The organism is Haliea sp. (assembly GCF_040221975.1).
Classification (GTDB): domain Bacteria; phylum Pseudomonadota; class Gammaproteobacteria; order Pseudomonadales; family Halieaceae; genus Haliea.
In genome coordinates this window covers 77,636-90,309 of the sequence record NZ_JAVJWR010000010.1, presented here as the reverse complement: position 1 = coordinate 90,309, position 12,674 = coordinate 77,636, and the positions used below count along the sequence as shown (strand labels likewise).

16 protein-coding genes and 1 pseudogene are annotated in these 12,674 nt (G+C 64.0%); 12 read left to right on the top strand and 5 right to left on the bottom strand.

Annotated elements, in window-relative coordinates:
- Positions 1-95 precede the first annotated feature (95 nt).
- From RLO07_RS03495 to RLO07_RS03455, 9 genes are all read left to right on the top strand, one after another.
- Complete coding sequence (locus tag RLO07_RS03495; protein ID WP_462290747.1) at positions 96-392, top strand: hypothetical protein; 297 nt, start codon at positions 96-98, stop codon at positions 390-392.
- 109 nt (positions 393-501) lie between these two features.
- Positions 502-981: a transcriptional regulator NrdR gene (gene nrdR, locus RLO07_RS03490; protein WP_462290746.1), complete on the top strand. Its 480-nt coding sequence runs from the start codon at positions 502-504 to the stop codon at positions 979-981.
- 7 nt (positions 982-988) lie between these two features.
- The gene (gene ribD, locus RLO07_RS03485; protein WP_462290745.1) at positions 989-2,107 is read left to right on the top strand and encodes a bifunctional diaminohydroxyphosphoribosylaminopyrimidine deaminase/5-amino-6-(5-phosphoribosylamino)uracil reductase RibD; all 1,119 of its coding nucleotides are present in this window, start codon (positions 989-991) and stop codon (positions 2,105-2,107) included.
- Between the two features lie 14 nt (positions 2,108-2,121).
- Positions 2,122-2,787: a riboflavin synthase gene (locus RLO07_RS03480; protein WP_462290744.1), complete on the top strand. Its 666-nt coding sequence runs from the start codon at positions 2,122-2,124 to the stop codon at positions 2,785-2,787.
- Positions 2,788-2,844: 57 nt separating this feature from the next.
- The gene (gene ribB / locus RLO07_RS03475; RefSeq protein ID WP_462290743.1) at positions 2,845-3,948 is read left to right on the top strand and encodes a 3,4-dihydroxy-2-butanone-4-phosphate synthase; all 1,104 of its coding nucleotides are present in this window, start codon (positions 2,845-2,847) and stop codon (positions 3,946-3,948) included.
- A gap of 29 nt (positions 3,949-3,977) precedes the next feature.
- Positions 3,978-4,454 carry a 6,7-dimethyl-8-ribityllumazine synthase gene (gene ribH / locus RLO07_RS03470; protein WP_462290742.1) on the top strand — a complete coding sequence of 159 codons (477 nt, stop codon included), beginning with the start codon at positions 3,978-3,980 and terminating at the stop codon, positions 4,452-4,454.
- 8 nt (positions 4,455-4,462) lie between these two features.
- Positions 4,463-4,915, top strand: a complete 453-nt coding sequence (gene nusB, locus RLO07_RS03465; protein WP_462290741.1) for a transcription antitermination factor NusB — start codon at positions 4,463-4,465, stop codon at positions 4,913-4,915.
- Positions 4,915-5,871, top strand: coding sequence for a thiamine-phosphate kinase (gene thiL / locus RLO07_RS03460; RefSeq protein ID WP_462290740.1), 957 nt, complete (start codon positions 4,915-4,917; stop codon positions 5,869-5,871). The genes nusB and thiL overlap by 1 nt, the downstream gene beginning before the upstream one ends.
- 175 nt (positions 5,872-6,046) lie before the next feature.
- Positions 6,047-6,559 carry a phosphatidylglycerophosphatase A family protein gene (locus tag RLO07_RS03455; protein ID WP_462290739.1) on the top strand — a complete coding sequence of 171 codons (513 nt, stop codon included), beginning with the start codon at positions 6,047-6,049 and terminating at the stop codon, positions 6,557-6,559.
- Between the two features lie 32 nt (positions 6,560-6,591).
- Here RLO07_RS03455 and hepT read toward each other — a convergent pair whose 3' ends face one another.
- Together hepT and mntA are read right to left on the bottom strand one after the other, a co-directional pair.
- Positions 6,592-7,011 (bottom strand): type VII toxin-antitoxin system HepT family RNase toxin, encoded by a 420-nt coding sequence (hepT, locus tag RLO07_RS03450; RefSeq protein WP_462290738.1) that lies wholly within the window; start codon positions 7,009-7,011, stop codon positions 6,592-6,594.
- Positions 6,999-7,388, bottom strand: a complete 390-nt coding sequence (gene mntA, locus RLO07_RS03445; RefSeq protein WP_462290737.1) for a type VII toxin-antitoxin system MntA family adenylyltransferase antitoxin — start codon at positions 7,386-7,388, stop codon at positions 6,999-7,001. Before mntA ends, hepT begins: the two co-directional genes overlap by 13 nt.
- 132 nt (positions 7,389-7,520) lie before the next feature.
- On the opposite strand from mntA, the gene RLO07_RS03440 reads away from it, so the two are divergent.
- Complete coding sequence (locus RLO07_RS03440; protein WP_462290736.1) at positions 7,521-8,204, top strand: TIGR02281 family clan AA aspartic protease; 684 nt, start codon at positions 7,521-7,523, stop codon at positions 8,202-8,204.
- A 66-nt stretch (positions 8,205-8,270) separates the two neighbouring features.
- On the top strand, positions 8,271-8,867 hold the full coding sequence (ribA, locus tag RLO07_RS03435) for a GTP cyclohydrolase II (protein ID WP_462290735.1): 597 nt from the start codon (positions 8,271-8,273) through the stop codon (positions 8,865-8,867).
- A gap of 437 nt (positions 8,868-9,304) precedes the next feature.
- On the opposite strand, the gene RLO07_RS03430 is transcribed toward ribA, so the two are convergent.
- Together RLO07_RS03430 and RLO07_RS03425 are read right to left on the bottom strand one after the other, a co-directional pair.
- Positions 9,305-9,985 carry a ferredoxin reductase gene (locus tag RLO07_RS03430; RefSeq protein WP_462290734.1) on the bottom strand — a complete coding sequence of 227 codons (681 nt, stop codon included), beginning with the start codon at positions 9,983-9,985 and terminating at the stop codon, positions 9,305-9,307.
- 60 nt (positions 9,986-10,045) lie between these two features.
- The gene (locus RLO07_RS03425) at positions 10,046-10,636 is read right to left on the bottom strand and encodes a pyridoxamine 5'-phosphate oxidase family protein (RefSeq protein WP_462290733.1); all 591 of its coding nucleotides are present in this window, start codon (positions 10,634-10,636) and stop codon (positions 10,046-10,048) included.
- Between the two features lie 149 nt (positions 10,637-10,785).
- On the opposite strand from RLO07_RS03425, the gene RLO07_RS03420 reads away from it, so the two are divergent.
- Positions 10,786-10,914, top strand: coding sequence for a LysR family transcriptional regulator (locus tag RLO07_RS03420; protein WP_462290786.1), 129 nt, complete (start codon positions 10,786-10,788; stop codon positions 10,912-10,914).
- Positions 10,915-11,121: 207 nt separating this feature from the next.
- Here the strand turns inward: RLO07_RS03420 and RLO07_RS03415 are convergent.
- A pseudogene (locus RLO07_RS03415) lies at positions 11,122-12,547 on the bottom strand (IS1380 family transposase).
- Positions 12,548-12,674: the final 127 nt, after the last annotated feature.

The following is a 12,674-nucleotide window of genomic DNA, read 5'->3' as shown; positions in this document are numbered from 1 at the left end:
TGCCCGGAGGCGGGCGATTGAAAATGGACGCAGTGGGTTAATGCATACGGGAGTCGTCTCCGGGACAATTGGTAAATCCCCGGAGGAGGACTATTATGACCTCAGTGCAATTTGACACCTTGCGCGACGCGCGTCGGCTGAAAGAAGTGGGTGTAGCGAAGGAGGAGGTACAGGCAGAGCTTGTGGCAGAGGCATTCGGTTTCTACGTAGACAACCTCGTTACCAAGGATTATCTGGACGCGACCTTGGACGCTCGCTTTGCCCAGCAGGATCGCCGTAGCGATGCTCGTTTCGCCCAGGTTGAAGGCACACTGCGCCTGCACAGCGCCCTGCTCGCGATTATCGCCGCCGCGGTGCTGATACCGAAGCTGTCGGCGCTGGCTCTGCGCTAACGGCTGCGCTGGAGACCGCCGCTCCCGGCGTTTGGATTCCCGCCCGGATCGCCCTTCCCAGCCCGGAAATATGTTACGCTTCAGACACTTGTCCACAGGGTAACCTCCCATGCATTGCCCCTTTTGTGCCGCCGATGACACCAAGGTGATCGACTCGCGGCTGGTCGCCGAGGGCGACCAGATCCGCCGCCGCCGCGAGTGCCTGAGCTGCAAGGAACGCTTCACCACCTACGAGGTGGCGGAACTGGTAATGCCGCGGGTCATCAAGCAGAACGGCAACCGCGAACCCTTCGATGAAAACAAGCTGCGGGCGGGGTTCCAGCGCGCGCTGGAGAAGCGGCCGGTGTCGGTGGAGGACATTGAGGCCACCATCAATCACATCAAGCACGCCCTGCGCGCCACCGGCGAGCGCGAAGTGGGTTCCCGGGTGCTGGGGGAGCTGGTAATGGACCACCTCAAGCAGCTGGACCAGGTGGCTTATGTGCGTTTTGCCTCGGTCTATCGCAGCTTCCAGGATATCTCCGAGTTTCGCGATGCCATCGAGCGCCTGGAAGCAGAGCCCAAGCGCGAGCCCAGCGGCGCTGTCTGAAGCCGCAATGACCGACACCCACTTTGACACCCGGATGATGGCGCGGGCCTTGCAGCTGGCCCGTCGCGGGCGCTACTCCGCCATGCCCAATCCCCACGTCGGCTGTGTGCTGGTGCGCGATGGCCATATCATCGGCGAGGGTTTTACCCAGCCGGCCGGTGGCAACCACGCCGAGATCGAGGCGCTGGCGGCGGCCGGCGATGCCCGCGGCGCTACCGCCTATGTCACCCTGGAACCCTGCAGCCACCACGGCAAGACCGGGCCCTGCGCCGACGCCCTGCTCGCCGCCGGCATACGCCGGGTAGTCGCTGCGCTGGAGGACCCCAATCCGCAGGTGGCCGGTCGCGGCCTGGCGCGGCTGCGCGAGGCGGGGGTGGACGTGAGCTGTGGCCTGCTCGCCGCAGAGGCGGAACAGGTCATCCCGGGCTTTATTGCCCGCATGCGCCGTGGCTACGGTAGGGTACGGGCCAAGCTGGCCATGTCCCTGGACGGGCGCACCGCCATGGCCTCTGGCGAGAGCCAGTGGATCACCGGCCCCGCGGCACGACAGGATGTGCAGCGGCTGCGGGCCATGAGCTGCGCCATCCTTACCGGTGCCGGCACGGTGCTGGCGGATAACTGCGCCCTCACGGTGCGCGCCGCGGAGCTGGGCATGGACCCTGCCGATGCCGCCCGCGCCAGCGCCTGCCAGCCCCTGCGTGTGGTGCTGGATTCACGCTTGCAGGCGCCCGCGGACGCCCGCATCTTCAGCGCGGATGCGGCGACGCTCTGCTGCCACAGCGCCGACACCGCGCCACCTGCGGCGCCGCCGGGCGCCACCACCGAGCTGCTGGCCCTGGCCCGTGCTGATCACGGCCTGGACCTGCAGGCGCTGCTGATGGAGCTCGGCAGGCGGCAATGCAACGAAATTCTGGTAGAATCTGGCCCCCGTTTGGCGGGGGCCCTGCTGCAGTTGGGCCTGTTGGACGAATTGATCGTATACATGGCGCCCACCCTGCTGGGGAGTTTGGCCCGGCCATTGCTGGAGCTGCCGCTCAATCACATGGCGGAACAGGTGCCGCTGACACTGCTCGATGTGCGCAGGGTGGGTGAGGACTGGCGCTTTACCGCTGTCCCCCGGCGCTAACACAGGACTACAGCATGTTCACAGGAATCATCCAGGCCGTTGGCACGATTGCCGCGCTTGAGCCTTCCGGCGGCGACATGCGCCTGCGGGTGCAGGGCGGCAAATTGCCGCTGGACGACGTCGGCCTCGGCGACAGCATCGCCACCAATGGCGTCTGCCTCACGGTCACTGAGCTGCCGGGGGATGGCTACTGGGCGGATGTATCGCGGGAAACCCTGGACTTCACTACCCTCGGTGGCCTCAAGCCCGGCAGCCGGGTCAACCTGGAAAAGGCATTGACGCCTGCCAGCCGTCTCGGCGGCCATATTGTCAGCGGTCATGTCGATGGCGTCGGCGAGATAGTCAGCGTGGTCGCGGATGGCCGCTCCTATCGCTACGTGATGCGGGCACCGGACGGGCTGGCGAAATATATCGCCCACAAGGGCAGCATCTGTGTCGATGGCACCAGCCTCACCGTGAACGCGGTCAACGGCGCCGAGTTCGAGCTCAACATCATTCCCCAGACCTGGGCCGAGACGGTGTTTGCCGAGTACCGGCCTGGCAGCCGGGTGAACCTGGAAGTGGACGTGATAGCCCGCTACCTGGAGCGCCTGGTGCTGGGTGAAGACGCTGCCAAACCCGGCCACCAGGGCGGCATCTCCCTGGCGACCCTGGCCGACAACGGCTACCTGCGCGGCTAGGTGGGGCCGCCCAGGTGGGGCCGCCCAGATCGCAACGCTCACAAGGATTCGATTGGCATGCAAGTAAACACCGTAGACGAACTGATCAGTGACATCCGCCAGGGCCGCATGGTGGTGCTGGTGGACGATGACGACGACAGCCACAACGAGGGCGTGGTGATGGTGGCGGCGGAACACGTCACCGCCCAGCACGTGAACTTCATGGCCCGCCAGGCCCGGGGCCTGGTGTGCCTGACCCTGACCGAGGAGCGCTGCCGGCAGCTGGACCTGCCGCCCATGGTGGCCGCGGCGCACGGCGAGAAATCCAACTTCACCCTCTCCATCGAGGCTTCCGTGGGCATAGACACCGGCATTTCCGCCGCCGACCGCGCCCGCACCGTGCTGGCCGCGGTCGCGCCCCACGCGGTGCCCGCGGATATCGTCCAGCCCGGGCATATCTTCCCGCTGACGGTTACCCCCGGTGGCGTGCTCACCCGCGCCGGCCATACCGAGGCCGCGAGCGATTATGCCAGCCTCGCCGGGCTGCTGCCGGCGGCGGTCATCGCCGACATCCTGACACCGGACGGTGTCCTTGCCGACGGCCCGGCGCTGGTGGAGTTTGCCGCCCGCCACGGCCTCAAGATCGGTACCATCGCCGACTTGATCCACTTTCGCATGGTCAATGAGCGCACCATCGAGCGGGTGCGGGAAGGCGAGATCGAGACCAGTCACGGACCCTTCCGGCTGACCGTGTACCGCGATGACACCGGCGGCCGCCTGCACCTGGCGCTGTCCCGGGGCGAGATTGCCGCCGCTGAGCCGACGCTGGTGCGGGTGCATGTTGCCTCCACCTTGCGCGACCTGATCACCAGCCAGCTACCGGACCGCGCCTCCTGGAGTATCGGCGCCTGCCTGGCCCGGGTGGCGGAAGCCGACCGTGGTGTCATCGTGCTGCTGGCGGGCCAGGAGAGCGCCGGGCAGTTGCTGGACAGCGTCGACATGGCTCTGGGCCAGGCGCCTTCAAGCACGGGTGCACTGCCCGACACCTATACCACCGTCGGCCTCGGTTCCCAGATCCTGAAGGATCTCGGGGTCGGAAAAATCCACCTGATGGGCGCGCCCATCAAGTACAATGCGATTTCGGGTTTTGACCTGGAAGTACTCGAATACCTGGCGCCCTGAACCGGGGCCCAGCGAACAAGGAACAGGCAATGGCAAACATCAAGACGATTGAAGGGGATTTCACCGGCAGCGGCGGTAAGTTTGCGCTGGTGGTGGGGCGCTGGAACAACTTTGTAGTCGAGCACCTGCTGGAGGGCGCGATTGACGCTCTGCGGCGCCACGGGGTCAAGGATGCCCAGCTCACCATCGTGCGCGCCCCCGGCGCCTTCGAGATCCCGCTGGTCTGCCAGCGGGTGGCCAAAAAGGGCGGCATCGATGCCATTATCGCCCTCGGCGCGGTGATCCGTGGCGGCACCCCGCATTTCGAGTATGTCGCCGGCGAATGTACCAAGGGGATCGCCCAGGTTAGCCTGGAGCACGGCATCCCCATTTCTTTCGGCGTACTGACCGTGGATTCCATCGAGCAGGCAGTCGAGCGCTCCGGTACCAAGGCCGGCAACAAGGGCGCGGAAGCGGCCCTGTCGGCGCTGGAAATGGTCAGTCTGCTGGGCCGGATCGGGAGCTGACCGCGCGCGTGAACAAGCAGGCCCGCAATACCCTCGCCGCCGAGCGCCACAAGGCCCGCCACTACGCCATGCAGGCCCTGTACCAGTGGCACATGGCCGCGGCGCCGGTGAACCAGATCGAAGCAGAGTTCCGCGCCGACTACGACTTCAGCCACGTGGACCTGGAGTACTTCCAGGCCCTGCTGCACGGGGTTCCGGCCAGCGTCACTGAGCTGGAAGCGGTTTTCGAGCCCTTGCTGGACCGCAAGCTGGACGACCTCGGCCCCATCGAGCGCAGTCTGCTGCGCATGGGTACGTGGGAGCTGCAGCACCGGATCGACGTGCCCTGGAAAGTGGTGATCAACGAAGCCGTCTCGCTGGCGAAAAAGTTCGGAGCCACCGACAGCCACAAGTACATCAATGGCGTGCTCGACAAGGTCGCCCGCCAGCTGCGCAAGGCCGAAACCGAAGCCGACGCCTGATGCCGGCCGACGAATTCTCCCTGATAGCCCGCTACTTTTCCGCCTTTGGCGCCGGCCCCGCGGTGGCGCTGGGCGTCGGCGATGATTGCGCCATCCTGGCGCTGGAACCCGGGGAGCGCCTGGCGACCTCGGTGGATACAGTGGTGGCGGGCGTACACTTCCTGGAGGACAGCCTGCCCGAGGATGTCGGCTACCGTGCGGTCGCGGCGGCGGCCTCCGACCTCGCGGCCATGGGCGCGAGGCCCCTGGGCATGACCCTGGCCCTGACCCTGCGGGATGCCGATGAACTGTGGTTGCACAGCTTCAGCCAGGGGGTAGGCGCAGCCGCTGCGGATCTGGCGCTGCCCCTGGTGGGTGGCGATACTACCCGCGGGCCGCTCACCATCACGGTGCAGGTTTTTGGCGCGGTGCCGGTCGACAGGGCCCTGCTACGCGCTGGGGCGCAGCCAGGGGATGGCGTGTATGTGTCCGGCACCCTGGGCGATGCGGCGGGCGGGCTGGCGGTACTGGAGGGGCGCTATCGGCCGGACCCGGCCGCAGCGGAATACCTGGAGCAGCGTTTTTTCCGTCCCACGCCGCAGCTGGCGCTGGGCGTGGCGCTGCTGGGGGTCGGGCCCGGGAGCCCGGGAGCAGAGGTCACCCGTGCCAGCGCCGCCATTGATGTTTCCGACGGGCTGCTGGCGGATGCCGGTCATATCGCCGCCGCCAGCGGGGTGCGCATTCAACTCGACGCGGCGCGGCTGCCGCTGTCGCCGGCCCTGGCGGCGCATCCGGACCGTGACCAGGCCCTGCGCTGGGCACTGGCCGGCGGCGATGACTACGAGCTGTGCTTCTGCCTGCCCTCCGCTGCATCCGCGCCGGCGGGCTGCACCCGGGTCGGCGAGGTGGTGGCGGGTGAGGGTGTCTCCTGCCCCGGCTTCGGTGACCTCACGGCAGGCTATAATCACTTCTCGTAACCCGCGCTCTCTGTCTCTCTGTGGGAGCCCGTTGGCCCAGGCCACTTGCTCTGTCCGCTGCGCGGCCATTCACCTCGTCTGTGGGCGATAGGTGGCTATCGCCCGCAGAGCGGGCTCCTACACGGCGGGCTCGAGACGCAGTACACTGGATTCACTTCACAATGGAAATCACTCTATGGCCGCCAAGCCCGCCGCTCCGCCGCTGGCGATCCTCCGCAATCCGGTGCAGTTCCTCGCCTTCGGTTTCGGCAGTGGCCTGTCACCCAGGGCCCCCGGCACCGCGGGCACCCTGGCCGCGATTCCCCTGTTCCTGCTGGCCGAAGCGGCGCTGGCCAACACCGCCTCCCCCTTGCTCTGGTACAGCCTGTTTATTGTTGTCACCACCGTCGCCGGCGTGTGGATCTGTGACCGCGCCAGTGCCCAGTTGGGGGTTCACGACCACCCCGGTATCGTCTGGGACGAATTCGTCGGCTACTGGATCACCATGTGGGCGCTGCCTGCGGGCTGGGTCTGGGTGCTGGCCGGCTTCGTCGCCTTCCGGATCTTCGACATCCTCAAGCCCTGGCCGATCGGGTGGCTGGACCGCAGGGTGGCAGGCGGCTTCGGGATCATGATCGATGATGTGCTGGCGGGGGTGATGGCCTGTGTCTGTGTGCACGTCGCAGTTTGGGTGGTGGCGGCAGGGTAGAGCCTGCTTGTCGTTCGTTATCAGGCGCCGGGTTACTGGTCCTGCAAGAGTGCGGCCGCCGCGCGGGCAAAGGCCGTGAAATCTTCAAGATGTTCGCGGGCAATGGCGTGAACGATGGTCATGTTGAGCGCGCTGTAGCTATGCACGGCCACGTTGCGAAAACCCACGGACTTCTTTATGCGCTCTGCCAGAGTCGCATCAATGATTTCCGCCTCAGCCAGCAGGTCGAAAGTGCTGCCCATGGTTTCTGGCGCAGGGAGTCGGCTGTCGCTGAGAAGGTGAGTTCCGATGTCCACGCACTGCTGCACAGCGCGGCTCAGGTTGAGAACGACAATATCCTGCGCATCGATGTCCAGCAAAAACTCCTCAACTGCGTCTGGGCACTTGGTCCGGACCCGCTCAAGGCTGCGACGAAGAGACTCCAGTTTCCTCTCTACAATTAACCGATCCATGATTCCCGGCGCTCTCTCAACATGCGCTGAACATAGGGGTAGAAGTCCTCCATCAGAACCAGATGTCGATTGACCCACTCCGCGTGCACGGCGGAGCTGCCTTTGACCCGGATACCGTGGCGCAGAATTTCGCCCAGGAGTGGCTCACCACAGGTGGTCAGGTCGACAAGATCCACCGGCCGCCCCAGTAGCCCCGCCAGATCCTCAATCAGCGCAATGCTTTCCTCGGTTGACAGGGAGGGACGCGCCAGCACGGCGAGGTCCAGGTCGCTGCCGGAGTGAGCGGAACCGCGCGCAAGTGACCCGAACAGGTAGGCCAGATCAATCCGGGACCTGCTTGCAAGGAGGTTGGTGATGGCTTCGTGTGTGTCTGGCATAGGAATTGGCTCAAGCGCACTGCCGTTATCATACTTCAGCACTCTGGCCTTTACGAATCACAGCGCTGTGGCTTCTTCATCGTGCGTGGGCTTGCTAAACTGCATGACGTCACAAACCATGAGGTGCGGCGGATGGCAAATGCCTGCAACAGAGCTCGGACTGCACCCCGGATCCGTGCAATATTCCTGCTGTTGCTGGCCAACACCCTGCTGTTGTCACCAGCCGCCCAGGCCCAGGCGGCGTCCGTCACCGTGGAGGCCCTGCTGCCCAATACCGCGGTGCTGATGATCAACGGCCAGCGCAAGACGTTGAAGGCCGGGGACAGCTTCCAGGGTGTGAAGCTGCTCAGCGCAGATGCCGCCGCGGCGGTGCTGGAGATCAACGGCGAGCGCCAACGGCTGGGTCTGAACCGCAACATTACCACCAACTTTGTGGCGCCCGAGCGGCGCCAGCTCGACATTCCCCGCAATGATCGGATGCAGTACATCACCAGCGCACAGATCAATGGCCGCAGCATCCAGGTGATGGTGGATACAGGGGCCAACGTGGTGGCCATGAGCGCCCGCCAGGCGTCCGCACTGGGGGTGGATTACAGGGCCGGCATGCCGTCGAAGCTGGAAACCGCCAGCGCCACCATCGATGCCTGGATGGTGACCCTGCGCAGCGTGGAGGTCGGCGGAATCCGGGTGGAGAACGTGCGCGCGACGGTGACGGCAGGGGAGTATCCCTCCACAGTGTTGCTGGGAATGAGCTACCTGCAGCATGTGGAATTGCGTGAGCGCGAGGGTGTACTGTCATTGTCGCGGGCGTGGTGACCCGGCGCCCACACGGGCGCGCATAAAGTGCTAGACTATGCCCCCTTTTACAGCCGGACAGCTCCTGTGTCAGTACGTTACGTTGAATCCTCGCGCCTGCCCACCGCCTGGGGGGTATTCGATATCCATGGCTTCGAGGATCCGGACGCCAACAAGGAACATGTGGTGTTGACCATGGGCGATGTGGGCAGCGGCGGGCCGGTACTGGCGCGCATCCACTCCGAGTGCCTGACCGGTGACGCCCTGTTCAGCCTGCGCTGCGACTGCGGCAACCAGCTGGAAGCGGCGTTGAAGGCCGTCTCCGCGGAAGGTCGTGGCGCCATCTTCTACCTGCGCCAGGAAGGCCGCGGCATCGGCCTGCTCAACAAGATCAAGGCCTACAAACTGCAGGACGCCGGCGCCGATACGGTGGAAGCCAATGAACAACTGGGCTTTGGCGCCGACATGCGCGATTACAGCATCCTCGGCCCCATGCTGCGGCACCTGAACATCACCCGGGTGCGGCTGATGACCAACAATCCCCGCAAGGTCTCAGCCATGGAAGAGAACGGCGTGGAGGTGGTTGAGCGGGTGCCGCTGCATTGCCACAGCAACCCGCACAATGAGAAGTACCTGCTGACCAAGGGCGCCAAGATGGGGCACTTCGCGGCGGAAAAACCGTAGCAGCCCGGTTTCCCCTTGGGAGTCCGGTCCCAGGGCGACAAACCCTGAGCCATGCATTTTGCCGCCTCGCCACGCCTCCTAATGCCTTGAAAATCAGAGCGTTAAAAATGAGCCCGGCATTAGAGGGCATCAAGAGACGTGAGGATGGTCCCATGGTGGTCCCATGAATATCAAATTCGAATTCTGGGGAAGCGCTGAATCGTCATTCTACTAAATCATTCACGCCCCCTCTCGCTGACCACAATTTTGACAGTGTTGTGCCGACGCTGCTTTCCGACAGCAGGCCATAGGAAATGTCCTACGCCTGGGCGTGGTCCAGCGCCGCTCCGAACACATTCACCAGCGGTGTGTGTGCCCCGACAGAGCGTGGCGATAGAGCTTAATGTTTGACATGGGTCTATCGCTTTTGATGTTGATGTTGGAGTTGGCTTGTGCCATCAGCTGAAAAATTCCAGCCGAATTCGATTACGCGCGATGCCGAGTTCTCGCGCCGCTTGTTGCACGGCGCCGATCAGCCGCTGCGGGCCACAGGCATAGATCAGGGCGTTGCGCGGCGCCATGGCGAGGGTGGCGTGAATGTCGAGCCGCTCGCCCTCGGCTGAGCTGTGGACCTGCAGGCGATCACCCAGTTGACGTTCCAGGCGATCGCGAAAGGCTATCTCGGCACGACTGCGGCCCGCGTAATGCAGGCGGAACTCCGCACCGCGATTGGCCAGAGCCCGGGCCATAGCCTTGATCGGCGTAATGCCGATACCGCCGGCAATCAGCAGCGCCGGGCGCTCGTCATCGTGCAGAGAAAAATGATTGGCGGGCGGATTCACGCGAAGCCGTGTTCCGATCCCGTAGCTCTCATGTACCGCGCGCGAACCACCGCTGCCCTGCTTTTTCCGCAGTACAGCGATCTCATAGATATCCCGGCGCGCCGGGTTGGAAGCAATGGAGTAATGCCGTTCGACCAGTTTGCCTCCCGGTAGCCTCACCGGAATGCGCAGGTGCGAGCCGGGCTCCACTGCCGGCAATTCACCGCCTTGCAGGTTGCGCAGTTCGAACGCCCGCACTCGCGGCGCCAACTGGCGCACAGCGCTGACCATCAGTTCCAGGGGACCTTTGCCGAGCACCTCCTCTTCGCCGGGTATTCCGACTGTAGATTGGGGATCTGCCTGCGTCCCGGCCCGCTCTTACAAGACGTGTCTGAGCCGCCGGTTCTCCTGAAGCAACGCTTGCAGCATGTCTGTCACTTCAGTATCGCTGTAACGCGGGGTAATGTGCTGCGGGCAATTCCAATCGAAGCCCGCGACGTCAATTACGAAGCCCCGCTCCACCTGAGCTGGGTAATTCTCGTCCTCCAGCCGCGTCAGGATCTCGCTCTCCTCCAGGCCAACTGTACGCACCCGGCCCAACAGCTTCAGCCGACGGCGATTGGGGTAGTCCATGAAGAACAGGGCCACCCGGTTGTCCTGGCTGAAATTGCCGACGCTGACATACTGGCGATTGCCGGAGTAGTCGGCAAACCCGATACGGCGGTCCTCTAAAACCTTCATGAAACCCACCGGACCGCCCCGGTGCTGCACATAGGGCCAGCCGGTTTCGCTGACGCTGGCCATGTAAATGCTGTCCCGCTCGGCAATGAAACTCGCCTCGCGCTCACCCAGGCGATAGTTGTAGTCCTCGCCCTCATCCATCCCGGCATAGGCGGCCCGACTGCCCTGCAACGCCTGGATTTCGCGGACGCTTGGCGTGAATGCGATTTCTGCAAATTTGTGCGTCATGGCGATACCTCCTGTGCTGCTTACTGTTGCCACGCCCTGTGCGCCGCGTACTGGACACACTGTGCCAAATTCCCACTGAGTAAAGAATCATCTATTATTGAAATTTTATATTCCAATAATAGGAATAATAGACGGATTGATTCCAGAGCCTGCAGATCTATGTAGCAGTCGCCGAAGAGGAAGGGTTCGCGGCAGCGGCCCGCAGGTTGGGCATATCGCCACCGGCAGTGACCCGCGCGGTCGCCAGCCTAGCCCGCCTCGCTCACCGATTTTTTTGAGGGGCCCTTTTTTGCCTGTTTCACGGCAATTCGAATGGCGGGTCCGGCGATCGTAGCGTGCGGGGCTGACGGACGCGCCATTGCGCCTGCCTGCAGGCGACGATTTCGGTGGTTCCACACACTCAGATCATGCCAAGTCCGACAGCCGGACGAGCGAGATCCCCAGCAGATCTTGCCGGTGACGGGTGAGACCAGTTTGGTGGGCGTTTATCCCGGTGGCACCCACGCAGGGCAGCGGCGCAGGTTGGCGAGGATCTCGGCAATGTCGCTGGCGTAGGGATACGCCTCGGAGAACGAGAGCCAGACTTTGCGTACCGTGATCTGGATCCGGGCACCGATCTTCAGCCACTTCAACCGGATGGTCGTGCACTGGGCCTTCGCATGCCGGGTGCCCTGCAGGCCGAGCCGCCGCAGACCATGCATCAGGACATAGGCGAAGGAGGAGAAGTACAGCCGTAGCTGATTGGCACGCATCGTCGCAGTGCTCGTGCGGTCGGCGAACAATCCCAGTTGCTGCTCCTTGATGCGATTCTCCATTTCGCCACGCACGCAGTACAGCTTCTCATACAGGTGCTTGGCGCCGCCGCGGCTGCTCGGCAGGTTGGTGACCACGAAGCGCGGATTCTTCCTTGTAGGGCAGGTACTCGGCCTTGCCCACCACCCGACGCTCACAGGACCAGGACTTGCGGGTGCGATAGCGGAAGTCGCGGAACCGTCTGGCCGACTTGCCGGTGATCTCGTGCTCGGCGCGGGCCTCAGCCAGCTCCCGGCCCAAGGCCTTGTAAAGCCGTTTGTTGCGGGCCAGTCCCAGCACGTAGCCAACACAGTTCTCTTCACACCAGCTCATGATGGCATCTCTGCAGAAACCGGAGTCACCGCGGATCACGATCCGCGTCTTCGGCCAGCGGGCCCGGATCTGGCCTACGATCCGCTCCAATTCCTCAACGCTACCCGCGGCACCCTCGGCATTCGACGGACGCAGCCGTGCGCACAGCAAGTGTTCGCCACAGAAGATATACAGTGGCAAATAGCAGTAACACCCATAGTATCCGTGGAAGAAGCGCCCCTCCTGGTGGCCGTGCAGGGGATCATCGGTTGCATCCAGATCGAGCCAGATCTCCCGTGGCGGCCGTTCATGGGACTCCAGGAACAGATCCACCAGCAACCGGTCCAGGGCCTCGGGGTCAGCCGCGATCTTCTTGTAGCGATCCCCGGCCGCCGAGCCGGGCGTACCCAGCTCAAGGCGGTTGAGGGTGCTCGAACCCGCCAAGGGGTACCCTTGGTCACGGGCACGCTCCCGGCGCTCCCCCGTCAGATCCCGCTTGCCGACCAGTGCCGCCAGCAGGCTATCCGAGCGCAGCGTGTCGTGATCGTTAAGATACTCGTAACCGAGCGCCAGGCCATACACCCGCTGCGCAACCAGCGCCTGGACACTGTGCTCGACACTGTTGGGGTTACGGTAATCGGTGAAGCAGGCGGCCAGTCGGGGCAGCATGCCCAGGCGAACATCCACCTCGCGTAGCAACAGCCCGCCACCATCCGAGGTGATGCGGCCACCGTCAAAACGGCCCACCACTTCCCGACGACCTAATGCGTGAAATTCCAGCTGTGGGGAGTTACACTCTGTAACCATAGGCCTCTTCCTCTCGTGCTGTGTAAGTGCTTGCCGGCTCTTACTTTATGCACCAGACAGAGGCCTATTTCAATTCTATCGGAGAGATTTCCGGGCTGAGGAGCACCTCGGAGTTAAACTGCTCAAC